The sequence below is a fragment of the Streptomyces sp. NBC_01446 genome (assembly GCF_026340095.1).
GTDB classification, from domain to species: domain Bacteria; phylum Actinomycetota; class Actinomycetes; order Streptomycetales; family Streptomycetaceae; genus Streptomyces; species Streptomyces aureus.
The window spans coordinates 1,946,645-1,971,889 of record NZ_JAPEPO010000001.1 but is presented as its reverse complement, the minus strand read 5'-3'; the positions used below and the strand labels follow the sequence as shown (position 1 = coordinate 1,971,889).

The 25,245-nt window shown below is 68.6% G+C and carries 17 protein-coding genes; 11 read left to right on the top strand and 6 right to left on the bottom strand.

Translation table 11 applies throughout. The features are described from left to right. Positions 1–66 precede the first annotated feature (66 nt). Both OG456_RS08725 and OG456_RS08720 read right to left on the bottom strand, forming a co-directional pair. Positions 67–828: an IclR family transcriptional regulator gene (locus OG456_RS08725; RefSeq protein ID WP_266558858.1), complete on the bottom strand. Its 762-nt coding sequence runs from the start codon at positions 826–828 to the stop codon at positions 67–69. 54 nt (positions 829–882) lie between these two features. Beyond that, positions 883–2,211, bottom strand: coding sequence for an MFS transporter (locus OG456_RS08720; RefSeq protein ID WP_266558856.1), 1,329 nt, complete (start codon positions 2,209–2,211; stop codon positions 883–885). Positions 2,212–2,341: 130 nt separating this feature from the next. On the opposite strand from OG456_RS08720, the gene OG456_RS08715 reads away from it, so the two are divergent. Then, positions 2,342–3,274: a 2-hydroxyacid dehydrogenase gene (locus tag OG456_RS08715; RefSeq protein ID WP_266558854.1), complete on the top strand. Its 933-nt coding sequence runs from the start codon at positions 2,342–2,344 to the stop codon at positions 3,272–3,274. Between the two features lie 15 nt (positions 3,275–3,289). Here OG456_RS08715 and OG456_RS08710 read toward each other — a convergent pair whose 3' ends face one another. Then, positions 3,290–4,819, bottom strand: a complete 1,530-nt coding sequence (locus OG456_RS08710; protein ID WP_266558852.1) for a UDP-N-acetylglucosamine 1-carboxyvinyltransferase — start codon at positions 4,817–4,819, stop codon at positions 3,290–3,292. A gap of 333 nt (positions 4,820–5,152) precedes the next feature. Here OG456_RS08710 and acnA point away from each other — a divergent pair, with 333 nt between their 5' ends. Then, complete coding sequence (gene acnA / locus OG456_RS08705) at positions 5,153–7,870, top strand: aconitate hydratase AcnA (protein WP_323136309.1); 2,718 nt, start codon at positions 5,153–5,155, stop codon at positions 7,868–7,870. A 142-nt stretch (positions 7,871–8,012) separates the two neighbouring features. Continuing rightward, a complete protein-coding gene (locus OG456_RS08700) occupies positions 8,013–8,660 on the top strand; it encodes a dihydrofolate reductase family protein (RefSeq protein WP_266558848.1) in 648 nt (215 codons plus the stop codon). A gap of 76 nt (positions 8,661–8,736) precedes the next feature. Here OG456_RS08700 and infA read toward each other — a convergent pair whose 3' ends face one another. From infA to OG456_RS08685, 3 genes are all read right to left on the bottom strand, one after another. After that, entirely contained in the window at positions 8,737–8,961 is a 225-nt protein-coding gene (infA, locus tag OG456_RS08695; RefSeq protein ID WP_116508753.1) for a translation initiation factor IF-1, read from the bottom strand. Continuing rightward, on the bottom strand, positions 8,958–9,731 hold the full coding sequence (locus tag OG456_RS08690) for an N-acetyltransferase (RefSeq protein WP_266558844.1): 774 nt from the start codon (positions 9,729–9,731) through the stop codon (positions 8,958–8,960). The genes infA and OG456_RS08690 overlap by 4 nt, the downstream gene beginning before the upstream one ends. A 237-nt stretch (positions 9,732–9,968) precedes the next feature. Then, entirely contained in the window at positions 9,969–13,778 is a 3,810-nt protein-coding gene (locus OG456_RS08685) for a GH92 family glycosyl hydrolase (RefSeq protein WP_266558842.1), read from the bottom strand. A 788-nt stretch (positions 13,779–14,566) separates the two neighbouring features. On the opposite strand from OG456_RS08685, the gene ngcE reads away from it, so the two are divergent. The 8 genes from ngcE to dxs all read left to right on the top strand — a co-directional run bounded on the left by ngcE (position 14,567) and on the right by dxs (position 25,120). Beyond that, positions 14,567–15,973: an N-acetylglucosamine/diacetylchitobiose ABC transporter substrate-binding protein gene (gene ngcE, locus OG456_RS08680; RefSeq protein WP_266558840.1), complete on the top strand. Its 1,407-nt coding sequence runs from the start codon at positions 14,567–14,569 to the stop codon at positions 15,971–15,973. A 7-nt stretch (positions 15,974–15,980) separates the two neighbouring features. Beyond that, positions 15,981–17,039, top strand: a complete 1,059-nt coding sequence (locus tag OG456_RS08675; protein ID WP_266558838.1) for a carbohydrate ABC transporter permease — start codon at positions 15,981–15,983, stop codon at positions 17,037–17,039. Continuing rightward, the gene (locus OG456_RS08670; protein WP_266558836.1) at positions 17,036–17,944 is read left to right on the top strand and encodes a carbohydrate ABC transporter permease; all 909 of its coding nucleotides are present in this window, start codon (positions 17,036–17,038) and stop codon (positions 17,942–17,944) included. Before OG456_RS08675 ends, OG456_RS08670 begins: the two co-directional genes overlap by 4 nt. 270 nt (positions 17,945–18,214) lie before the next feature. Beyond that, positions 18,215–19,414 carry an ROK family transcriptional regulator gene (locus tag OG456_RS08665; RefSeq protein ID WP_116508740.1) on the top strand — a complete coding sequence of 400 codons (1,200 nt, stop codon included), beginning with the start codon at positions 18,215–18,217 and terminating at the stop codon, positions 19,412–19,414. Between the two features lie 121 nt (positions 19,415–19,535). Next, positions 19,536–20,660, top strand: a complete 1,125-nt coding sequence (locus tag OG456_RS08660; RefSeq protein WP_116508738.1) for a substrate-binding domain-containing protein — start codon at positions 19,536–19,538, stop codon at positions 20,658–20,660. A gap of 234 nt (positions 20,661–20,894) precedes the next feature. Next, complete coding sequence (locus OG456_RS08655; protein ID WP_266558831.1) at positions 20,895–21,686, top strand: ATP-binding cassette domain-containing protein; 792 nt, start codon at positions 20,895–20,897, stop codon at positions 21,684–21,686. Continuing rightward, positions 21,683–22,969, top strand: a complete 1,287-nt coding sequence (locus OG456_RS08650; protein ID WP_266558829.1) for a sugar ABC transporter permease — start codon at positions 21,683–21,685, stop codon at positions 22,967–22,969. Before OG456_RS08655 ends, OG456_RS08650 begins: the two co-directional genes overlap by 4 nt. A 225-nt stretch (positions 22,970–23,194) precedes the next feature. After that, positions 23,195–25,120 carry a 1-deoxy-D-xylulose-5-phosphate synthase gene (dxs, locus tag OG456_RS08645; RefSeq protein WP_266558827.1) on the top strand — a complete coding sequence of 642 codons (1,926 nt, stop codon included), beginning with the start codon at positions 23,195–23,197 and terminating at the stop codon, positions 25,118–25,120. The last annotated feature ends 125 nt before the right edge of the window (positions 25,121–25,245 follow it).

The following is a 25,245-nucleotide window of genomic DNA, read 5'->3' as shown; positions in this document are numbered from 1 at the left end:
GGCCCGGTGGCCGCCCTCCCCGGGATCCATGTCACCGGGCGGCGTCCGTCACACCCGGAGACCCGCTCAGTGGTCCATGTGCGCCGCGATGTCCTCCGCGCACGCGCGCAGGGCCGGGACGTGCGCGCGCAGTTCGTCGGCGCCGGTCAGGGCGACGGCCGCGCCGAGCGAGACGGCGAGGCGCGGCGCCTGTCCGTGCGGCGGGGGCACGGCGACGGCGATCGACCGGACGCCGACCTCGTTCTCCTCGTCGACCTCGGCCCAGCCGCGCTCGCGCACGGCGTCGAGCTCCTCGCGGACCGCCGCCGGGTCGGTCACCGTGCGGGCGGTGACCGCGCTCAGGCCGGCCGCGAGCAGCTCGTCGCGCTCGCGCTCGGGCAGGCCCGCGACGAGGACCTTGCCGAGCGAGGTCGCGTGCCAGGCGTTACGGGTGCCTTCCGCGCTGCGCAGCTGAAGGTGCTGCGTGCCCTGCGCGGTGAGGACGAGCAGCACGTCCGTGTCGTGGAGGATGCCCGCGATGGCGGGCAGGCCCGTGCGGTCGGCGAGCCTGCGCATCGGCGCCGCCGCCGCGGAGTAGCCGGCCGGTGAGCGCTGGAATCCCCGCGACAGTTCGAGCACCCGGGCCCCCAGCGCGTAGCGCCGGGTGTCCTCGTCGTACGCCACGAACCGTTCGGCGGCGAGCCGGCCGAGGAGCCGGTGGGCGCTGCTGACCGGGAGCGCCGCGGCGCGGGCCGCGGCGCTCACCCCGAGGCCCGCGGGATGGTCGGCCAGCACGGTGAGGAGTCGCAGGCCCCGGCCGAGCATGTCGTCGCCGGACGTCGTGGTCACGCTGCTCGTCTCCCGTGTGCTGCGTCCGAACGCCGGGACCGGTCCCCGGCGCACTCAGGTGGTGGTGGCAGTGGTGGGCTGCCGGTTCACCGTACCCGGGCGGGTACCGGACGGACGGGGCTCGTGCACCGCCAGCATCAGCGCGGCCGAGACCAGCGCGCCCGCCGCCATGAACGCGAAGGCCCCCGCGTCCCCGAGGGACGTGCCGCGTACCCAGCCCACGAGATACGTCCCGGCGAACGAGCCCAGCGCGCCGAACGAGTTGACCATCGCCACCGCCGCGCCCGAGACGCCCGCCGGGGCGAGCGTGGAGACGAGCGCGAAGTACGGGCCGTAGGGCGCGTACAGGCACAGGCCCGCCACCACGAGCAGCGCGAGAGCCACGGGGAAGTGGGGCCCGGCCGCGTACGAGCCGAACAGGGCGAGTCCGCCGGCGGCGAGCCAGGGCCACACGGCCGCCTTGCGCCGCCCGCTGCGGTCGGACAGGCGCGAGTTGAGCAGCATCGCGACGACCGCGAAGGCGTACGGCACGGCGGTCAGCAGACCGGTGGCGCCGATGCCCTCGCCCGAGCCCTTCTTCACGATCGACGGCAGCCAGAAGATGAAGCCGTACATGCCGAACGACCAGAAGAAGTACTGCACGGCCATCAGCAGCACGGGCCGCGAGCGCAGGACCTTGCCGTACTCCTCGCGGAGGTTCCCGGAGGCGGCGGGCACGGAGGCGCGGTCCCCGCGCAGGACTTCCAGTTCGGCCGGGGCGACCCACCTGGCGTCCTCGGGGCGGTCCTTGACGAGCCGCAGGCAGAGGAGGCCCCAGATGACCGAGGGCACTCCCTCGACGATGAACATCACGCGCCAGTCGGTGACCGACACCAGCCAGCCGGACAGGGCGGACAGCCACATCACGGTGACCGGATTGCCCAGGATGAGCAGGGTGTTGGCGCGGCCGCGCTCGCCGTGCGTGAACCAGCGGCTGAGCAGCATCACCATCGACGGCAGCACCGCGCCCTCGACGACACCGAGCGCGAACCGCACGGCGATCAGCTGCCCGGGGCTGCTCAGCAGGCCCTGCACCACGGCGAGAAGCCCCCACAGCACCGTCGACCAGGCGACGAGCCGGCGCGCGCTGCGCTGCTCGGCGTAGATCGTGCCGGGGATCTGGAAGAAGAAGTAGCCGAGGAAGAACGACGCGGCGATCAGCGAGTCGAGGCCCGCGGACAGATGCAGCTCGTCGGCCATGCCACCGGCGGAGGCGATCGCGTAGTTCGACTTGTCGAGATAGGCGAGCGAGTACGTGATGAACGCGACCGGTATCAGGTGCCGGGCGCGGGTCGAGCTCCAGAAGCCGCCGGTGGACGGCCGGGAGGGCGACGGCGTTGTCATCCCTTGACCCCCTGTTTTCCGTGAGATGGAAAGTGTTTCACTGGGCGGGAAGACGCTACGAGGGAGTGGCGGCCGGGTCAATGGGTCGCCCGCATACCGTGACGGCAAGCAGCCGAAGGAGAAACCCGCGATGACCGATACCGACGTGCTCGTCCCCTGGCCGCAGCTCGACCGGCGCCACGGCCCCTGGCCCGACGGCGTCCGCGTCCACGTGTGGGACGGCGTGACGCCCGCGTCAGAACTCCCGCAAGACGTCCTGGACGCCGTGGAGTTCTGGGTGATGCCCTACGCGGTCCCGGACGCGGACCGGCTGCTGCCGCGGCTCCCGCGCCTGCGCGCCGTCCAGTCCCTCAGTGCCGGAGTCGAGAAGCTCCAGCCGCAGCTGCCCGAGGGCGTCACCCTGCACAACGGCCGCGGCCTGCACGACGCCTCCACGGCGGAGCACGCCCTCGGCCTCATCCTCGCGGCCCAGCGCGAACTGCCCCGCTGGGCGGCCGACCAGGTGGCCGGCCGCTGGGACCCGCACTTCACGCGCTCGCTCGCCGACAGCCGCGTCGCGATCGTCGGCTACGGCTCGATCGGCTCGGCGCTGGAGGCCCGGCTCCTCGCCTGCGAGGCCGACGTCGTCCGCGTCGCCCGGCGCGCCCGCCCCGAGGAGCAGGTCCACGCGATCGCCGACCTGCCCGAACTGCTCCCCGGCCTCGACGTCGTGGTCCTCGTCCTGCCCGAGAACCCGGCCACGGTCGGCCTGTTCGGCCCGAAGGAAATGGCCGCACTGCCGGACGGCGCCCTCGTCGTCAACGTCGGTCGCGGCCGCACCCTCGACACCGAGGCCCTGCTCGCCGAGACCGTCACGGGCCGGCTGCGCGCCGCCCTCGACGTCACCGACCCGGAGCCCCTCCCGGCGGACCACGCCCTGCGCCACGCCCCCGGCGTCCTCATCACCCCGCACGTGGCCGGCGGCTCGGCGGCCTTCCGTCCGCGCGCCGAGCGCCTGATCGTGGAGCAGGTACGCCGATGGGCCGCGGAAGAGGAACTGCTCAACCTCTTCCCGCGGCCCTGAACGACGCCGATCGCGTCAGATGTCCCGGAACGTCTCGATCTGTGCGCCAACGGAGTTGAGCCGCTCGGCCAGGTCCTCGTAGCCGCGGTTGATCACGTAGACGTTGCGCAGTACGGACGTGCCCTCGGCGGCCATCATCGCGAGGAGCACGACGACGGCGGGGCGCAGTGCGGGCGGGCACATCATCTCGGCGGCGCGCCAGCGCGTCGGGCCCTCGACGAGGACGCGGTGCGGGTCGAGCAACTGGAGGCGCCCGCCGAGCCGGTTCAGGTCCGTGAGATAGATCGCGCGGTTGTCGTAGACCCAGTCGTGGATGAGGGTCTGGCCCTGGGCCGCCGCCGCGATGGCCGCGAAGAAGGGCACGTTGTCGATGTTGAGGCCGGGGAACGGCATCGGGTGGATCTTGTCGATCGGCGCCTCCAGTTTGGAGGGCCGGACGGTGAGGTCCACCAGGCGCGTACGGCCGTTGTCCGCGAAGTACTCGGCCGTGCGGTCGTGGTCGAGGCCCATCTCCTCCAGGACCGCGAGCTCGATCTCCAGGAACTCGATCGGCACCCGCTTCACCGTCAGTTCGGACTCCGTGACCACCGCGGCGGCCAGCAGGCTCATCGCCTCGACCGGGTCCTCGGACGGCGAGTAGTCGACGTCGACGTCGATCTGCGGCACGCCGTGCACGGTGAGGGTGGTCGTGCCGATGCCCTCGACGCGTATGCCCAGGGCCTCGAGGAAGAAGCAGAGGTCCTGGACCATGTAGTTCGAGGAGGCGTTGCGGATGACGGTGACGCCGTCGTGGCGGGCGGCCGCGAGCAGCGCGTTCTCGGTCACGGTGTCGCCGCGCTCGGTCAGCACGATCGGCCGGGTGGGGGCGACACCTGCCTCGACCTGCGCGTGGTAGAGCCCCTCGGTCGCCGTGATGTCCAGGCCGAACCGGCGCAGCGCGATCATGTGCGGCTCGATGGTGCGGGTGCCGAGGTCGCAGCCGCCCGCATACGGCAGCTTGAAGTGGTCGAGGCGGTGCAGGAGCGGGCCGAGGAACATGATGATCGAGCGCGTGCGGCGGGCGGCGGCGGCATCGATGGCGTCCATGTCGAGGGCGGCCGGCGGCACGATCTCCAGGTCCACGCCGTCGTTGATCCACCGGGTGCGGACACCGATGGAGTTCAGGACCTCGAGGAGGCGGTAGACCTCCTCGATGCGGGCGACGCGGCGCAGGACCGTGCGGCCCCTGTTGAGGAGCGAGGCGCACAGCAGCGCCACGCAGGCGTTCTTGCTCGTCTTCACGTCGATCGACCCGGACAGGCGGCGGCCGCCGACCACGCGCAGGTGCATCGGACCCGAGTAGCCCAGAGAGACGATTTCACTGTCGAGAGCCTCGCCTATTCGGGCGATCATCTCAAGGCTGATGTTTTGGTTGCCGCGCTCGATGCGGTTGACGGCGCTCTGGCTGGTACCGAGCGCCTCGGCGAGCTGCGACTGTGTCCAGCCCCGGTGCTGTCGGGCGTCACGGATGAGCTTGCCGATACGTACGAGGTAGTCGTCTGCCATGGCGGCAGGCTATCTCAGATATGAGATGCCGCATTCCGGTGGGTCCATTGGGGTGACGGGCCGTCAATCGGCCCTGGTGGCGCGCCGGCGCGCGTGCGGGACGATGGGGAGGGCGGTCCGCCGGTGGCGCGGCGGGACGGCTCGGCGAAACCCGGGCATGACCAGTCCGGCCTCATGTATTAGAGTTATCTCGACATCGAGATATCTATAGAGGCACACCGCAGCCGCCATGCTGAGTAAGGGTTACCTAACTTAGCTTTACCTTAGCGGATCGGCGAAATCGTCGTGGCGGCAGGATGCGGTGGAACGCGCACATATATGAAGGAGACTGTCGTGTCGGCGAACAGCTTCGACGCCCGCAGCACGCTGCGCGTGGGCGACGAGTCGTACGAGATCTTCAAGCTGGACAAGGTCGAGGGCTCCGCGCGCCTCCCTTACAGCCTGAAGGTTCTCCTTGAGAACCTGCTCCGCACCGAGGACGGCGCGAACATCACCGCCGACCACATCCGTGCGCTCGGCGGCTGGGACTCCCAGGCCCAGCCGTCCCAGGAGATCCAGTTCACGCCCGCCCGCGTGATCATGCAGGACTTCACCGGTGTGCCCTGTGTCGTGGACCTCGCCACCATGCGTGAGGCCGTGAAGGAGCTCGGCGGCGACCCGGCGAAGATCAACCCCCTCGCGCCCGCCGAGCTGGTCATCGACCACTCCGTCATCGCGGACAAGTTCGGCACCAACGACGCGTTCGCGCAGAACGTCGAGCTGGAGTACGGCCGCAACAAGGAGCGCTACCAGTTCCTGCGCTGGGGCCAGACCGCCTTCGACGAGTTCAAGGTCGTCCCCCCGGGCACCGGCATCGTGCACCAGGTGAACATCGAGCACCTCGCTCGCACGGTCATGGTCCGTAACGGTCAGGCCTACCCCGACACCCTCGTCGGCACCGACTCGCACACCACGATGGTCAACGGCCTGGGCGTCCTGGGCTGGGGCGTCGGCGGCATCGAGGCCGAGGCCGCGATGCTCGGCCAGCCGGTCTCGATGCTCATCCCGCGCGTCGTCGGCTTCAAGCTCACCGGTGAGCTCAAGCCCGGCACCACCGCCACGGACCTCGTGCTCACGATCACCGAGATGCTGCGCAAGCACGGCGTCGTCGGCAAGTTCGTCGAGTTCTACGGCGAGGGCGTCGCCGCCACCTCCCTGGCGAACCGCGCCACCATCGGCAACATGTCGCCGGAGTTCGGCTCCACCGCCGCGATCTTCCCGATCGACGACGAGACGCTGAAGTACCTGAAGCTGACGGGCCGTGACGCGCAGCAGGTCGCGCTCGTCGAGGCGTACGCCAAGGAGCAGGGCCTCTGGCTCGACCCGGCTGCCGAGCCCGACTTCTCCGAGAAGCTGGAGCTCGACCTCTCCACGGTCGTCCCCTCCATCGCCGGCCCGAAGCGCCCGCAGGACCGCATCGTCCTCGCGAACGCCGCGCAGCAGTTCGCCGTCGACGTGCGCAACTACGTCATCGACGACGACGAGGCGGGCAAGGAGTCCTTCCCGGCCTCCGACGCCCCGGCGAACCACCCGAACGGCGGCCCGTCGAAGCCGGTCCAGGTGACCGCCCCCGACGGCTCGACGTACGAGATCGACCACGGCGCCGTCACCGTCGCCGCGATCACGTCCTGCACCAACACGTCGAACCCGTACGTGATGGTCGCCGCCGCGCTCGTCGCGAAGAAGGCCGTCGAGAAGGGCCTGACCCGCAAGCCGTGGGTCAAGACCACGCTCGCCCCGGGCTCGAAGGTCGTCACCGACTACTTCGACAAGGCCGGTCTGACGCCGTACCTGGACAAGGTCGGCTTCAACCTCGTCGGCTACGGCTGCACCACCTGCATCGGCAACTCGGGCCCGCTGCCCGAGGAGGTCTCGAAGGCGGTCAACGAGCACGACCTGGCGGTCACGTCGGTCCTCTCCGGCAACCGCAACTTCGAGGGCCGCATCAACCCCGACGTCAAGATGAACTACCTGGCGTCCCCGCCGCTGGTCGTCGCGTACGCCATCGCCGGTTCGATGAAGGTCGACATCACCAAGGACGCCCTGGGCATCGACCAGGACGGCAAGCCGGTCTACCTCGCGGACATCTGGCCGACGGAGGCCGAGGTCAACGACGTCGTCGCCAACTCCATCGGCGAGGACATGTTCAACAAGTCCTACCAGGACGTCTTCGCGGGTGACGCCCAGTGGCAGGCCCTGTCGATCCCGACCGGCAACACCTTCGAGTGGGACTCCGAGTCCACCTACGTCCGCAAGCCCCCGTACTTCGAGGGCATGACGATGGAGACCACCCCGGTCTCCGACATCACGGGCGCGCGCGTCCTCGCCAAGCTGGGCGACTCGGTCACCACCGACCACATCTCCCCGGCCGGTGCGATCAAGGCCGACACCCCGGCCGGCCAGTACCTCACGGAGCACGGCGTCGAGCGCCGCGACTTCAACTCCTACGGCTCGCGCCGTGGCAACCACGAGGTCATGATCCGCGGCACGTTCGCCAACATCCGCCTGCGCAACCAGATCGCGCCGGGCACCGAGGGCGGCTACACCCGCGACTTCACGAAGGACGGCGCCCCCGTCTCCTTCATCTACGACGCCTCGCGCAACTACATCGAGCAGGGCACCCCGCTGGCCATCCTGGCCGGCAAGGAGTACGGCTCGGGTTCGTCCCGTGACTGGGCGGCCAAGGGCACCGCGCTCCTCGGCGTCAAGGCCGTCATCGCCGAGTCGTACGAGCGCATCCACCGCTCGAACCTCATCGGCATGGGCGTCCTGCCGCTCCAGTTCCCGGAGGGCGCCTCGGCCGAGTCCCTCGGCCTGACCGGCGAGGAGACCTTCTCCTTCACCGGCGTCGAGGAGCTCAACAACGGCACCACGCCGCGCACGGTCAAGGTCACCACCGACACCGGTGTGGAGTTCGACGCGGTCGTCCGCATCGACACCCCCGGTGAGGCGGACTACTACCGCAACGGCGGCATCATGCAGTACGTGCTGCGCTCGCTGATCCGCAAGTAAGCGGTCGGCAGGGCAGTTGAGGGCCGCATCCCCGGCGACGGGGATGCGGCCCTTTTGCGCGTCCGGCAGCCTGGCCTGACGGCGATGAGTTCTCCCGGCCGGGGGAGTCTCCTCACTGTCACCCGCAACCCAGGAGGAACACGTGACGCAGCTGCTGAGGGTCCAGAACTTCAACGTCTCCGGTGACGGGTTCGGTGCCGGGGAGGGGCAGAGTCTGGAGCGGCCGTTCGGGCATGCCGATCCGGGGGAGATGTTCTCGTGGTGCGGTGCCACGGCGAGCTGGCCGACCCGCACCGATCCCGGGGGCACCCGGGGCCTCGACGACTACCTCGTCCGCGATTACCACCGCAACATCGGCGCCGAGATCATGGGCCGCGGCAAGTTCGGGCCGCAGCGCGGGCCCTGGCAGGACCTGGAGTGGCAGGGCTGGTGGGGCGACGAACCGCCGTTCCACACGCCCGTGTTCGTCATGACCCACCACGCGCGGCCGTCGATCACCCTGTCCGACACCACGTTCCACTTCGTGGACGCCGACCCGGCCACCGTCCTCGAACAGGCGAAGGAGGCGGCCGAGGGCAAGGATGTCCGGCTCGGCGGCGGGGCGAACGTCATCCGCCAGTTCCTCGACGCCGACCTCGTCGACACCCTGCACGTGGCCGTCTCGCCGGTGAAGCTGGGATCCGGGTCGCGGCTGTGGGAGTCGCCCGACGAGCTGCGCGACCGCTTCCACGTGGACGTCGTGCCCAGCCCGGGCGGCAGGGTGACGCACCACCTGTTCTGGCGGAAGTGAGCGGAAGCAATGCGAGAGCAGGCGGGCGTGAACTCCTCACGCCCGCCTGCCACTTCACCCGTTCACCGGCCCGGCGTCAGTTCCGGTAGCGGAAGATGATCCGGCCGCGCGTCAGGTCGTAGGGGCTGACCTCCACGAGCACCCGGTCGAACGGCAGGATCTTGATGTAGTTCTTCCGGATCTTGCCGCTGATGTGCGCGAGCACCTTGTGCCCGCTCGCCAGTTCCACCTGGAACGTGGCGTTGCGCAAGCACTCGACGACGGTGCCCTCGATCTCGATTCCAGGGTTTGTCTTCGTCATGAGTGAAGTACGACCTCCAGGTTGGCGCCGACGCGCTCGGCGCCGATCTTGTCGAAGAGTTCCGAGGCGGCGACGTTCCGCTCGCCGACCTCGGCCGTCGCGGTCCGGACTCCGGACCGGTGCAGGGAGCCGAGGACTTCGGCGAGGAGCGACCGGGCGATGCCCGACCGCTGCCGGTCGGACCGGACCGCGACGAGGCCGATCCGTGGCTGACGTGGCACCGGCGCGATCCGGAGCAGTCCCACGTACTCGCCGGATTCCACGTCCATCGCGATCGTGTACTTCGTCGGGTCCACGACGGTGGCGTCGTCCAGGCGTGGCAGCACCTCGGCCGGCATCTCCTGCCAGCCGACGGAGGCCTCGACCTCGTCCCGGATCGCGCGGTCGAGGGCGCGCAGGGGATCCTTCTCCGACTCACCAGGGGGAAGGATCGTCACGCCCGACGGCGGCTGCGCCGAGCCGAGTCCCGTGACCTGCGGGTCGGTGGGTAGGCGGTACAGCCACTCGCGGCGCCGAACCGTGAAACCGGCGCGCTCCCAACGGGACCTCAGGTCCACGTCGGAGGCGTCGACGATCGTGTACAGCGGCCTCGGCAGGTCCGCGAGCATGGCATCGGCCAGCCGGCCGAACGCCGCGTCCTGCCAGGTGTCGATGCTGAGGAACAGCCGTCCGTCGTGCCGCGGCCAGGCTTCACCGCGACCGACCACCTGGTCGTCCTCGAGCGCGTGCCACTGCCTGTCGGCGACGCGCGTGATCAGTGTTGACTTCATAGGTCTCTGCCTTTCGGGATCACCTTGTCCAGGCGCTCCCGGGCGACCTATGTCAGCCGACCGACCGTGGGAAAGGGAGGAGCACCCACATACGTACTGCGGTCATGGGTCCCACCTCCTCGGTCTGCGTCACGGTTCGGATCAGACATTAGGCGGGCCGACGAGGCCCTGTCCACGTAATTGAATGCGTGATGGCGCCGCTTGGCTCAGCGGCGCCATCACATTTCAAGGCCGGGCCTAGCCCAGCAGCTCCACCTCCGCCAGCGTCGCGGCCCCACCGGTGAACACCAGCCGGTAGTGCTTGTACGTGCCCGGCTTGCTCACCGAGAACGCCCGCGTCTGCTTGTCCCAGGAGAAGGACTCGCCGGACCGCTGGTCCAGCGTCTGCCACGACGAGCCGTCGGCCGAGGCCTCCAGCTTCCAGCCCGCCGGGGCCTTCGCCCTGTCGTCCGACGTCAGCGTGTACTGCACGGCCTTCGCGCCGTCCGCGCCGACCGGCAGCTCCACCGACTCCGAACTCGCGCTCGTCGCCGAGGAGTTGTCGAACAGCGGACCCGAACCCGTGATGGCGTCCTTGCGCGGCGACGGCACCTTGTCGTCCTGCGTGATGGAGACCGGCGCCGCGTTCTTGCCGGTGCCCCACTTCGACGGCTTCGGGCCCATCGCGAACTCCAGGACCCCGCCCTTCGCGACGACGGAGTGCGGCAGCGACGTCGACGTCCAGTTCTTGCCGTTGACCTTCAGCCCCTGCACGTAGATGTTCTTCGCGCTGTTCTTGGGAGCCTTGACGACCAGGTCCTTGCCGTTCTCCAGATGCAGCGTCATCTTCGTGAACTGCGGGGAGCCGATGGCGTATTCGCCGCTGCCCATGACCAGCGGGTAGAAGCCGAGCGAGGAGAAGAGGTACCAGGCCGACTGCTCGCCGTTGTCCTCGTCGCCGTGGTAGCCCTGGCCGATCTCGCTGCCCGTGTAGAGCCGGGAGAGGACCTCGCGGACCTTCTCCTGCGTCTTGTACGGCTGGCCCGCCGCGTCGTACATGTACGTGATGTGGTGGCCCACCTGGTTCGAGTGGCCGTACATGCCCATCCGGACGTCACGCGCCTCCGTCATCTCGTGGATGACGCCGCCGTACGAGCCCGCGACGTCGTTCGTCGCCGTCTCCGGGGTGGCGAAGAACGTGTCGAGCTTCTTGGCGAGGCCGTCGCGTCCGCCGTAGAGGTTGGCGAGCCCGCGCGAGTCCTGCGGGGCGGTGAAGGCGTAGCCCCAGGCGTTGGTCTCCGTGTAGTCGTAGCCCCAGATGCGCGGGTCGAACTTCGACGACTCGACGCGCCAGTCGCCCTTCTCGCTCTTGCCCTGGAAGAAGCCCGCCTTCGGGTCGAACATGTTCACGTAGTCGCGGGCCCGGTTGAGGAAGTACTCCGACTCCTCCTTGTAGTGCTTCTCGCCGGTCTTCTTGTAGAGGGCCTGGCCCATCTGTGCGATGCCGTAGTCGTTGAGGTAGCCCTCGAGCGCCCAGGACAGACCCTCGTGGGTGTCCGTGCTCGTGTAGCCGAGGAACGGCGACGTCTGCATTCCCTTGCGGCCCACGCCGGCCGCGGGCGGCACGACGCTCGCGTTCTTCAGAGCCGCCTTGTACGCGGCCTCCGCGTCGAACTTGACGCCCTTGACGTACGCGTCGGCGAACGCCACGTCCGACGACGTGCCGGTCATCAGGTCCGCGTAACCCGGTGAGGACCAGCGCGAGATCCAGCCGCCGTCCTTGTACTGCTGCACGAACCCGTCGACGAGCTCGCCCGCCTTCTTCGGCGTCAGGAGCGAGTACGCGGGCCAGGTCGTGCGGTACGTGTCCCAGAAGCCGTTGTTGACGTACGGCTTGCCGTCGACGATCTTCGCGCCGGTGTGGGTCGGGGTGTCCGGACCTGGCATCGGCGAGAACGGCGAGGCGTACTGGTACTTCGAACCGACCTTCTCGAAGCCGGAGTTGGGGTACAGGTACAGCCGGTACAGGGACGAGTAGAGGGTGGTGCGCTGGTCGGCCGTGGCGCCCTCCACCTCGACCTTGCCGAGGAGCTTGTCCCACTGCGCGCGGGCGCTGTCCCGCACGGACGTGAACGACGACCCGGACGGCAGCTCCTGCGCGAGGTTCGCCTTGGCCTGGTCGATGCCGATCAGGGACGTCGCGAGGCGCAGGGTGACCGCCTTGTCGGCGCCCGGCTTGAAGCGGAGGTAGCCCTTGGGGCCGGTGGAGTCGCCGCCGGTGACCGGGGTGTCGAAGACGCCGTAGACGAAGAGCCGGGTCGCGCCTGCGGAGAGCCCGGACTTCACGTCCGAGTAGCCGGTGACGATGCCCTTGTCCTTGTCGAGCGTGAGGCCCGCCTGGTCGGAGACGTTGTCGAAGATCACGCTCGCGTCGTCACCGGGGTAGGTGAACCGCAGCATCGCCGCGTGGTCGGTCGGCGTCATCTCGGCCTTGAGGCCGTTCTCGAAGCGCACCCCGTAGTAATAGGGGCGGGCCGTCTCGTTCTCGTGCTTGAACGGCAGCGCGCGGCCGGTGCGGGAGGTGTCCGGGGTGCCGGACGCCGCCGACGGCATCATCTGGAACGTCTGCCGGTCGCCCATCCAGGGGCTGGGCTCATGGCTGGCGCTGAACGCCTCCATCGTCGGGAGGTTGTCCGCGTTGTTGTCGCGGCTGTAGTCGTAGAGCCAGCTGAGCGAGCCGGCGTTGGTCACCGGCGTCCAGAAGTTGAAGCCATGGGGGACCGCGGTGGCCGGGAACGTGTTGCCGCGCGAGAAGCCGCCGCTGGAGTTCGTGCCGCGCGTCGTGACCGCGTAGTCCGACAGATGCGCCTTCGGCGGCTCCGGCTTCGCGGCCTTCAGCGCGATGTCGTCGACCCAGCCGCGGAACTTCGCCGGGCCCTTCGGCGAGTCGTACGCCACCAGGATCCGGTCGACGGTCTTGCCGGCCGCGACCGAGCCGATGGAGGACGCGACGGCGTTCCACTGGTTGACGTAGAGCCGCTTGGCCGCGCCCTGGCCCTGCGGCGTCAGCAGCCCGCCGTTGCTGTCGGTGGCCTTCAGGTCGCTCAGATAGGTGCCGTCGGTGAAGGCGAGGTCCACGGAGACGTTCGTGGCGTCGTAGTCGCGGTCGCCGTCCGCCATCGACGGGAAGATCTTGTACGAGAGCTCCGTGTCACGGGCGACGGCCACGTCGACGTCGAAGACCTTGTTGTACGAGTAGGCGCGCGCGTCGGCCTTGTGTGTGCCCGCGTAGCGCAGGGCCTTCTTGCCGGTGAAGCCCGCGCCCGCCTTGGCGGTGGGGGAGCCGCTGGGGCCCTTGTCGACGAGGGAGAGCATGTCGTCGGGCGTGGGCGAGCCGGTGTCGGCGGTGGCCAGCTGGAGGTCGGCGAGCTGTGTGGCGTCGCCCGCGCCGTTGTTCTTGGTGAACTCGATCCGGAAGTGCTGGTACTCGGCCGGATTCTGGAGGTCGTACTTCTTGGTCTGGAAGCGGTCGGCGAAGCTCTCCCCGGTGCGGGTGTCGAGCGTCGTCCACTCCTTGCCGTCGGTGGAACCCTTGAGGGTCCAGTCCTTCGGGTCGCGCTCGGCGTGGTCGTTGGCCGACGTCAGGGCGTACGTCGTGATCTTGGCCGGCGCGTCCAGGTCGTACTCGACCCAGGCCGTGGGCTCGAACGAGAGCCACTTGGTGCTCGACTCGCCGTCGAGGAGGTTCTCCTTGGTCTCACCGCCGCCCGCGTTCTCGTCGCTGGCGCGGACCTCCGTGACATGGCTGTTGACATTGCCCGGAAGTCCGCCGCTGTCGCCGCCGTCGACCTCGGACGACCGCTTCGTCCCGTCCGCGGCGGTATCCACGGTGTTCAGCCAGGTCGGGGCGGGATCGCCCGTTTCGAACGAGGAGCTGAACTCGCGGTCGGCGTGCGGCCGTTGGCCGGGGGAGGCGGCGGACGCCCCCTGACCGGCGGCGACGAGCGCGAGTGAGGCCGCCCCCAGGGCGGCCGTGGACCTAAGTCTGTGTCTGGATATGCCATGCATTCGCGAGCACCCTCCCGGCGCGAGACAACGTTGTCAATTCGCAGCGCAAGGTCCAGTAGGGAGGTAAGTCGCCTGTGGTGTCAAGGGTGTTGAGATCGACGGTCGCGGCGCTCGGGACGAGAAGAGTGGCGCGACCATCCATTAAGCGAGGTTATCGGTCGTCCGGGGCACGCATGGGCCGCTCAAGGGCGCCTCATATATCCGAGAGGTCTCAACTCGGGAAAGAACGCCGTCCAAACCTGCATTCGATCTTGCCCAGTTTATGTGAAGTGGACTATACCTGTCGGCGTCTGCCCAGCCGTTTCCACCGGCCGCGGACAGCGCGGGGGGATGGGGGAAACGGTGAGGCGCGTATCCGAGCGCCGTCGGCCGTGTGTTTCCGACCGATCCCGGCGTGTAGACATCAGGCACGACCCCAGCTTCACATCACCGCGGTGCCGGGGAGGATCCGGTTCACCGCCTGAGTCCTGGAGAAGGCGAGGACTTGAGCATGGGATCCACCCCCGGCGTAGGCCATCGCGATCTGATCGAGCGGAGCGCGACTGTCGCTCCAACCACGGCCCCGGCGACCGCTTTTCCCACATCACTCAGCTGATCACCATCGGTGCCGCTGAGCGGCTCCGAGACGACGGCGAAACGCCCCGATGTGCATCTCCGCCGAACTTTCAGGCGGAGACCCACACCAGGACGCGCTCAAAGAGAAGTGCGGCAAGCACGGGGCCACCCCGGCCCGGCAGCCGAACACGCAGCAAACCGTACAGATCCAATCGATCAGTGAGGATGCAGAGATGACCATTCGTGCCGGCTCTCTTGACAGGCGGACGCTCCTGCGCGGGGCGATCGCAGCTGCAGCCATGGGTTCGTTCGCGGTTGCGTGTGGCTCTCCCTCCAGCAAGGACAACGGTGACGGCGGCCCGAAGGGCAAGAAGGGCGCCAAGAACCCGTTCGGTGTCGCCGCGAACTCCAAGGTCGACGCGGCCATTTTCGACGGCGGCTACGGCACCGACTACGTCGACTACACCAACAAGGTCGTCGGGGACCAGATCAAGGGTCTCAAGGTCCAGGTCAAGCCGGTCGTCGACATCGCCCCGGAGCTCCAGCCCCGGTTCGTCGGCGGCAACCCGCCGGACCTCATCGACAACTCCGGTGAGGACCAGATCGGCTTCCTCAGCATCCTCGACCAGCTCGAGGAACTCGACGACCTCTTCGAGGCCAACACGTACGAGGGCAAGAAGATCGCCGACATCGTCTACCCCGGCGTCAAGGCCCCCGGCACGTTCAAGGACAAGTTCGTCGCGCTCAACTACGTGATGACGGTGTACGGCGTCTGGTACTCGAAGACGCTGTTCGAGGAGAACAGCTGGACCCCGCCGAAGACGTGGGACGAGGCGCTCGACCTCGGCCAGAAGGCGAAGAAGAAGGGCAAGTACCTCTTCGTCCACGGCAAGGAAGCGGCGACCTACTACCGCACGCTCCTGATCGACTCGGCGATCAAGGAGGGCGGCGACGAGGTCCGGCTCGCGCTGGAGAACCTGGAGAAGGGCTGCTGGTCGCACCCGGCCATCCAGGGCGTCATCAAGGTCATGGAGACCATGGTCAAGCAGAAGATGTTCGTCCCCGGTGGCTCCGGCACCCAGTTCCAGAAGGCGCAGGCGATCTGGAGCAACGACCAGAAGGCGCTGCTCTACCCGTCCGGTGGCTGGATCGAGAACGAGATGAAGAAGGCCACCAAGGCCGACTTCCAGATGACCGGTTTCCCGTCGATGACGCTCACCGACAAGCCGAAGATGCCCTACGAGTCGCTGCGCGCGGCCGCGGGCGAGCCGTTCATCGTGCCCAAGCAGGGCAAGAACCCGGCCGGCGGCAAGGAAGTGCTGCGCGCGATGCTGTCCGAGAAGGCGGCGGCCAACTTCTCCAAGACGAAGCTGGCCCCGACGATCGTCAAGGGCACCGTGCCCGCCGACGGTTACGGATCGTCCGCCCTCGTCTCGCAGACGAAGATGCTGGAGGCCGCCGGCACCAACATCTTCACCTACAACTTCGTCGAGGCCTACGGCATGAACACCGACCAGCTGGTGCCGTGGAACTCGTTCCTCGCCGGTGACCTCGACGCCAAGGGCCTGACCTCGGCGCTGCAGAAGATCTCCGACAAGGTCCGGGAAGACGACTCCGTCGACAAGATCAAGGTCAGCTAGCACTGCGATGAAAGACACGATCACCACCTCCGACACCGCGAGCAGCCGGCCGACGCCGGCCGCTCGCGGCGGGCGTCCCCGACGCCGCAAGCTCACCTTCGACCGGGTGACGTTCTTCCTCGCGTTCCTCGGTGTACCGCTGGCCATCTTCGTACTCTTCGTCCTGTACCCCTTCGTTCAGGCGATCTTCTGGGCGATGACCAACTGGCGCGGCTTCAGCCCGGACTACGACTTCATCGGGCTGGACAACTTCACCAAGCTGCTCGAGGACGACATCTTCCTGAAGGCGTTGCGCAATGTCGCGTTGCTGGCGGCCTTCGTGCCCTTGGTGACGTTGACGCTCGCCCTGGGGGTAGCGGTGGCCGTCACCCTGGGCGGGCCCAGCATCGGCCCCGTCCGAGGGATCCGGGGCGCGTCGTTCTACCGCATCGTCTCGTTCTTCCCGTATGTCGTGCCGGCGATCATCGTCGGCCTGATCTGGGCGCAGATGTACGACCCGAACGCCGGCCTGCTCAACGGCATCCTCACCAAACTCGGTCTTGACTTCGAGGAGTTCTCCTGGCTGGGCCAGGAGTCGACCGCGATGCCGGCCCTGATGTTCGTCATCGTCTGGGGGCTCGTCGGGTTCTACGCGGTGCTCTTCATCGCCGCGATCAAGGGAGTCCCCGCCGAGCTGTACGAGGCGGCCAGGATCGACGGGGCAGGCCGGTTCCGGATGACGATCTCGGTCACCCTGCCGGCGATCCGGGACAGCGTGCAGACGGCGTACATCTACCTGGGCATCGCCGCGCTGGACGCGTTCGTCTACGTACAGGCGCTGTTGCCGGGCGGTGGGCCGGCCAACTCGACCCTTACGATCAGCCAGGATCTGTTCAACACCGCTTTCCGGAAGGGGCAGTTCGGATACGCCACCGCGATGGGGGTCGTCCTCGCCGTGGTCACCCTGGTGTTCGCGGCGCTGGTGTTCGCCGTCAACCGCCTGACGGGCGGCGGCGAGAGCGAGGGCAAGAAGAAAGCGTCTGGGTTCAAGGCTCGGCGTGCCGGAGCCAAGGGAGGTGCCCAGTGAGCGCCATAGCCGCCGACCGGAAGCAGGCGAGTGACCGCAAGCCGGCGCGAGACCGGAAGCTGACGAGAGCCGTCGTGAGCAGCGACCGCAGGTTCGCGGCGCTCTCGCACGGCTTGCTGATCCTGTGGTCCGTGATCGTGATCGTGCCCATGCTGTGGGTGCTGGTGTCGTCCTTCAAGTCGACCAGCGAGATCCTGTCGTCGCCGTTCACGCTGCCGGATCACTGGAGGATCGAGAACTACGAGCACGCGTGGACCGACGCGAACATCGGGAAGTACTTCCTGAATTCGGTGATCGTCGTTGTCTCCGCGCTGTTCCTGGTGATGCTGCTGGGCGCGATGTGCGCCTACATCCTGGCCCGGTTCGAATTCCCCGGCCGCCGGCTGATCTACTACGTGATGCTCGCCGGCCTGACCTTCCCCGTCTTTCTGGCGATCGTGCCGCTCTTCTTCCAGTTGCAGAACTTCGGGCTGCTGAACACGCGTCCGGGGCTTATCCTCACCTATGTCGCGTTCGCGCTGCCGTTCACGGTGTTCTTCCTCTACGCGTTCTTCCGGTCGCTGCCGCACGACGTGTACGAGGCCGCGCTGATCGACGGTGCCGGTGACTGGCGGGCGTTCTTCCAGGTGATGCTGCCGATGGCCAGTCCGGGCATGGCCGCGGTGGCGATCTTCAACTTCCTGGGGCTGTGGAACCAGTTCCTGCTCCCGGTGGCGCTCAACACCAACCAGGACAAGTGGGTCCTGACCCAGGGGATGTCCGCCTACGCGTCCTCGCAGGTCTACGACATCGACTACGGCGCGCTGTTCGCGGCGATCGTGGTCACGGTGGTGCCCGTACTGATCGTGTACATCATCTTCCAGCGCCGGATCGCCGGTTCGGTGTCGCAGGGCACCTTCCGCTGACGCCCACCGTCGCGCCGTACGGCCGGCCGGGTCGCTCTGCCGGTCCGGCGGCCGACGCCATCACGTAACCGCTGCTTCACCCGCTGCGCACGGGGGTCGGGCCCCGGAGAGTTGTCTCTCCGGGGCCCGACCCCTGTGTACGGCGGATGGAACCGATTTCTGTCAAGGGCTTGACGCCACGGGTGCATCCAGCGGAGTTTGGAGTTCATAACTTGTACAAGGCTCAGTCACCCGGTGTGACGCGAGCCAGGGGCTAAGGGTGGAGAGTCAATGGAGACTCCGGGGTCGCAGTCGTCGCTGCATCGGGCCAATCTGGAGCGGGTCGTACGCGCCGTGCGGCTCGCCGGATCGCTCACGCAGGCGGAGATCGCGAGGACGACCGGCCTGTCCGCGGCCACGGTCTCCAACATCGTCCGGGAGCTCAAGGACGGCGGGACCGTCGAGGTCACGCCCACCTCGGCCGGCGGCCGGCGGGCCCGCAGCGTCTCGCTCAGCGGTGACGCGGGCATCGTCATCGGCGTCGACTTCGGCCACACCCACCTGCGCGTGGCGATCGGCAACCTCGCCCACCAGGTGCTCGCCGAGGAGGCCGAGCCCCTCGATGTGGACGCCTCCGCGGCGCAGGGCTTCGACCGGGCCGAGGAGCTCGTCGAGCGGCTCGTGGCGGCCACCGGCGTGGACCGTACGAAGGTGGCGGGCGTCGGGCTCGGCGTGCCGGGCCCCATCGACGTGGAGAGCGGCACGCTGGGCTCCACGTCGATCCTGCCGGGCTGGACCGGCACCAAGCCCGCCGAGGAGATGAGCAGACGCCTCGGTGTGCCCGTGCACGTCGACAACGACGCCAACCTGGGTGCCCTCGGCGAGCTGGTCTGGGGCAGCGGGCGCGGCGTCAAGGACCTCGCGTACATCAAGGTCGCCAGCGGTGTCGGCGCCGGGCTCGTGATCGACGGGAAGATCTACCGGGGCCCCGGCGGGACCGCGGGCGAGATCGGGCACATCACCCTCGACGAGTCGGGTCCCGTCTGCCGGTGCGGCAACCGCGGCTGCCTGGAGACCTTCACCGCGGCGCGCTACGTGCTGCCGCTCCTGGAGTCCAGCCACGGCACCGGGCTGACCATGGAGTCCGTCGTGCGGCTCGCGCGGGACGGCGACCCGGGGTGCCGGCGGGTGATCGCCGACGTGGGCCGTCACATCGGCAGTGGTGTCGCGAATCTCTGCAACCTGCTCAACCCCAGCCGGGTCGTCCTCGGCGGCGATCTGGCGGAGGCCGGAGAGCTGGTCCTGGGGCCCATCAGGGAGTCCGTGGGGCGCTATGCGATCCCCAGTGCGGCGCGTCAACTGTCCGTCCTTCCAGGGGCGTTGGGCGGGCGCGCGGAGGTGCTCGGGGCGCTCGCCCTGGCGCTCAGCGAGATGGGCGATTCGACCCTTTTGGACGGATCTCTGGCTGTGGCGGCACCTGCCTTCACTTAGAGAACGCATGACACCGTTGCCATCTCGTTAAGGATTTACTCCTTGACGCCGGGGTTGCGGCCGAGTTGACTTCCCGCTACCTCGGCCGCAACGTCGCGGCCTCGTCAGGGAGGTTTCTGAAGTGAACACGCGTATGCGTCGTGCCGCCGTTGCGTTCTGTGCCACTGGTATGGCCGTCTCTCTCGCCGCTTGCGGCAGCGCCAAGGAGTCCGGCGACAAGGACAGCGGCGACAAGGCGAGCTCGAAGAAGGGCGACGCCATCACCGTCGGCCTGCTGCTGCCGGAGAACCAGACCGCGCGCTACGAGAAGTTCGACAAGCCGATCATTGAGAAGCAGATTTCGACGCTGACCAATGGCAAGGGCAAGGTCGAGTACCTGAACGCCAAGCAGGACGCGACCGTCCAGTCGCAGCAGATCGACACGATGATCACCAAGAAGGTCGACGTGCTGATCCTGGACGCGGTCGACTACAAGGCCGTCGCGGGCGGTGTGACGAAGGCCAAGGCCGCCGGCATCCCCGTCGTCGCGTACGACCGCCTGGCCGAGGGCCCGATCGCCGCCTACACCTCGTTCGACAACGAGGAGGTCGGCAAGACGCAGGGCGAGGCGCTCCTCAAGGCCATGGGCTCCAAGGCCACCAAGAGCAGCAAGATCGTCATGATGAACGGCGCGATCACCGACCCGAACGCCGCCTTCTTCAAGAAGGGCGCCCTCTCCGTGCTCAAGGACAAGGTGACCGTCGCCAAGTCCTACGACACCAAGGAGTGGAAGCCGGAGAACGCCAACCAGAACATGGAAGGCGCCATCTCCGCGATCGGCAAGGACAAGATCGCCGGCGTCTACTCCGCCAACGACGGCATGGCGGGCGGCATCATCACCGCCCTGAAGGCTGCGGGCCTCAGCAAGCTCCCGCCGGTCACCGGCCAGGACGCCGAGCTCGCCGGTGTGCAGCGCATCGTCACGGGCGACCAGTACATGAGCGTCTTCAAGTCGTACCCGGCGGAGGCCGAGACCGTCGCCAAGATGGCCGTCTCGATCGCCAAGACGGGCAAGCTCGACAGCTCCCTGAAGACCAGCACGGTCGACAGCGGCACCGAGAAGGCTGTCCCCTCCGTGATCGTCCCGGTGGTCTCCCTGACCCAGGACAACATCAAGGACACGGTCGTCAAGCAGGGCTACTACACCCTGGGCGAGATCTGCACGGCCAAGTACAAGGCCGCCTGCGACAAGCTCGGCCTGAAGTAACCAGGCCGGAGTCGCCGGTCGGCAACTCCCTGGTCCTGCACGGGACATGAGCGCACCCTGAAGGAGCGCCCCGTGTGAGCACGTCCGGCGCCCTGCCGCCGACAGCCCCGCAAGCTCAACGGCGGGGCGCCGGACGGAACGACGTACGACAGCACCATCCCTGCACGTACGCACCCCCCTCTCAGTCTTTTCTGTTCAACCTCCCGCCGGGTCAGGCCTTAGGCGGCGAAGGAGATGGTTCACGTGTCCGCTACGCCCGTGCTGGCGTTGCGCGGAGTCTCCAAGCGATTCGGTGCCGTCCAGGCGCTCACCGATGTAGAGCTTGAGGTCCACGCCGGTGAGGTGGTCGCCCTGGTCGGCGACAACGGTGCCGGAAAGTCCACCCTTGTCAAGACGATCGCCGGTGTGCACCCCATCGATGAAGGTGTCATCGAGTGGGACGGCAAGGCCGTCGCGGTCAACAAGCCGCACGACGCCCAGAACCTGGGCATCGCGACCGTCTACCAGGACCTCGCGCTGTGCGACAACATCGACGTCGTCGGCAACCTCTTCCTGGGCCGTGAGCTCAAGCGCCGCGGTGTCCTCGACGAGGTCGAGATGGAGCGCCGCTCCAGGGAGCTCCTCGAGACGCTCTCCATCCGCATCCCGAGCGTGCGCATCCCGATCGCCTCGCTCTCCGGCGGTCAGCGCCAGGTCGTGGCCATCGCCCGCTCCATGCTCGGCGAGCCCAAGCTGGTCATCCTCGACGAGCCGACGGCAGCCCTCGGTGTCGAGCAGACCGCTCAGGTCCTCGACCTCGTCGAGCGGCTGCGCGAGCGCGGGCACGCGGTCATCCTCATCAGCCACAACATGGCCGATGTGAAGGCCGTCGCCGACAAGGTCGCCGTCCTGCGGCTCGGCCGCAACAACGGTGTGTTCGAGGTCAAGACGACCTCGCAGGAAGAGATCATCTCCGCCATCACCGGCGCCACGGACAATGCCGTGACCCGTCGTGCGGCGCGCAGCAACGCGGAGGCTCAGAAGTGAGCATCGAAAAGACCGACAAGCCGCACGCCGCCGTGGACGCCCCGGCGGCCGCGGGCGACGCGAGCGTGGCCATCGACCCCCGCCTCCTCGTGCGTGAGCAGGGATTCGCGGGCTACATAAGCGAGTTCAAGCGCAAGATGCGCGCGGGTGACCTCGGCGCCACCCCGGTCGTCATAGGCCTGATCGTCATCTGCGCGATCTTCCAGAGCCTGAACTCGGCGTTCCTGGGCGCCGAGAACCTCAACAACATCTTCGTCGCCATGGTCGCGACGGGCATGATGTCGGTCGGCATCATCTTCGTGCTGCTGCTCGGCGAGATCGACCTGTCGGTGGGCTCCGTCTCGGGTGTCTCCGCGGCGATCACGGCAGTGATGAGCGTCACCCACGGCGTCAACGAGTGGGTCGCGGTCCTCGCCGCCCTCGCCGCCGGTGCCGTCATCGGCGCCCTGCACGGCTTCTTCTTCGCCCGGATCGGCGCCCCCGCGTTCGCCGTGACCCTGGCCGGCCTGCTGTTCTGGAACGGCTTCATGCTCCAGATCCTCGGCTCCAACGGCACGATCAACATCGACAGCGACGGCGTGGTCGGCAAGCTCACCACGTACTACTTCTCGGACGTCGCGGCCGCCTACGGGCTCGCGCTCGTCGCGGTTGCCGCGTACTTCCTGACGGCGTTCCTCGGCAACCGGCGCCGCGAGGCCGCCGGCATCCCGTCCCGCCCGATGAGCGAGCTCGTGCTGCGCACGGCGCTGCTCGCGGTCGCGGCCTTCGGCGTGGCGATCATGTTCAACCAGTACAAGGGCCTGCCGCTCGCCGTGCTGCTGTTCGCGATCGTCCTGGTCGGCAGCGACTTCGTGCTGCGTCGTACCTCGTACGGCCGCAAGATCTTCGCGCTCGGCGGCAGCGTCGAGGCGTCGCGCCGTGCCGGTATCAACGTCACGGCGGTCCGTGTCTCGGTCTTCGCCGTCGCGGGTCTGTTCGCGGCGGTCGGCGGTCTCTTCTGGGCCTCCAAGATCGCGGCGGCCAACCAGAGCGCCGGTTCCGGCGACCTCCTGATGAACGTCATCGCGGCGGCCGTCATCGGCGGCACCAGCCTCTTCGGCGGCCGGGGCCGCACCTGGAACGCCCTGCTCGGTGTCCTCGTGATCACGTCGATCCAGTACGGCCTGGCTCTCCAGGGCATCGCCACCCCGATCCAGTACATGATCACCGGCGGCGTGCTCCTCGCCACGGTCGTCATCGACTCGGTCACCCGCAAGACCCAGAAGTCGGCAGGCCGCGCCTAGGACCCTTCGCCCCAGCGGCCCCGTACCTCCCTGACCCTGTGCCCGGCGCCAATGACGACGCCGGGCACAGCCATGTCTTGAGAGCGCTACCGAACGTGCGTACCCCGCGGGTACGGCCGATCGCGTGATGTACAACGCACAGCCCTGGCGCAGCGCGCCAAGGCGGAACATTAGACTCGACAGGCCCGGCAAAAGCTCGAACAGCTCTATCGCAAGGAGGCACGGGTGCCGCTGCTGACCCGCATCACGGGACCGCGCGATCTGGACCGGCTCAGCCTGGAACAGCTGGACCAGCTGGCAGGCGAGATCCGGACCTTCCTGGTCGACGCGGTATCCAAGACCGGCGGCCACCTCGGCCCCAACCTCGGCGTCGTCGAGCTCACCATCGCGCTGCACCGCGTCTTCGACTCGCCGAAGGACCGGGTGCTCTTCGACACCGGGCACCAGTCCTACGTGCACAAACTGCTCACCGGCCGCCAGGACTTCGGCAAGCTGCGCACCAAGGGCGGCCTGTCCGGCTACCCCTCGCGCGCGGAGTCCGACCACGACGTGATCGAGAACTCGCACGCCTCCACGGTCCTCGGCTGGGCCGACGGCCTCGCCAAGGCGAACGAGGTGCGCGGCAAGGACGACCACGTCGTCGCCGTGATCGGCGACGGAGCCCTCACCGGCGGCATGGCCTGGGAGGCCCTGAACAACATCGCGGCCGCCAAGGACCGCCCCCTCGTGATCGTCGTCAACGACAACGAGCGCTCGTACGCCCCCACCATCGGCGGCCTCGCCAACCACCTGGCCACCCTGCGCACCACGGACGGCTACGAGCGGTTCCTGGCCCGCGGCAAGGACCTCCTGGAGCGCACGCCGGTCGTCGGCAGACCGCTCTACGAGACCCTGCACGGCGCCAAGAAGGGCCTCAAGGACTTCATCGCCCCGCAGGGCATGTTCGAGGACCTCGGCCTGAAGTACGTCGGCCCCATCGACGGCCACGACATCGAGGCCCTGGAGTCGGCCCTGGCCCGCGCCAAGCGGTTCGGTGGACCGGTCATCGTGCACTGCCTCACCGAGAAGGGCCGCGGCTACAAGCCCGCCGAGCAGGACGAGGCCGACCGCTTCCACGGCATCGGCCCGATCCACCCGGACACCGGCCTGGCCATCAAGGCCTCGGCCGCCAGCTGGACGTCCGTCTTCGGCGACGAGATGGTCAAGCTGGGCCACGACCGCGAGGACATCGTCGCGATCACCGCCGCGATGCTCCAGCCCGTCGGCCTGAAGAAGTTCGCCGACGCGTTCCCGGACCGCATCTACGACGTCGGCATCGCCGAGCAGCATGCCGCCACCTCGGCCGCGGGTCTCGCCACCGGAGGGGTGCACCCGGTCTTCGCGGTCTACGCGACGTTCCTCAACCGCGCCTTCGACCAGGTCCTCATGGACGTCGCGCTGCACAAGTGCGGTGTCACGTTCGTCCTGGACCGGGCCGGCGTCACGGGCGACGACGGCGCCTCGCACAACGGCATGTGGGACATGTCCATGCTCCAGGTCGTCCCCGGCCTGCGCCTGGCCGCCCCGCGCGACGCCGAGCAGCTGCGCGCCCAGCTGCGCGAGGCCGTCGAGGTCGACGACGCGCCGACCGTCGTCCGCTACTCGAAGGGCGTCGTCGGACCCGCGGTCCCGGCCGTCGGCAAGGTCGGCGCCATGGACGTGCTGCGCAGGCCGTCCGCGGCCAAGCCGGACGTGCTCCTCGTCTCCGTCGGGGCGCTCGCCCCGATGTGCCTGGAGATCGCCGGCCTCCTCGACAAGCAGGGCATCACCACGACCGTCGTCGACCCGCGCTGGGTCAAGCCGGTCGACGAGGCGCTCGCGCCGCTCGCCGAGCAGCACCGCGTCGTCGTCACCGTCGAGGACAACTCCCGTGTGGGAGGCGTGGGTTCAGCCGTCGCGCAGGCCCTGCGCGACGCGGGCGTCGACGTACCGCTGCGTGACTTCGGCATCCCGCCGCGCTTCCTCGACCACGCCTCGCGCAAAGAGGTCATGGCCGAGATCGGCCTGACGGCCCCCGACATCGCGCGTCAGGTCACCGGTCTGGTCGCCAAGCTGGACGGCCGCTTCGAGCGCGCGACGGCCGCCGACGCGGTGGAGCCCGCGCGCGACTGACCCCCACAGGCTGCTCCATGGGCCGGTCCTCCCACCCCGCAAGGGTGGTGGGACCGGCCCATTCGCGTGAACGCGCCCGCGCCGGGGCATACGGAGCGAAAGCCCCCTCGATCATGTCGAGGACG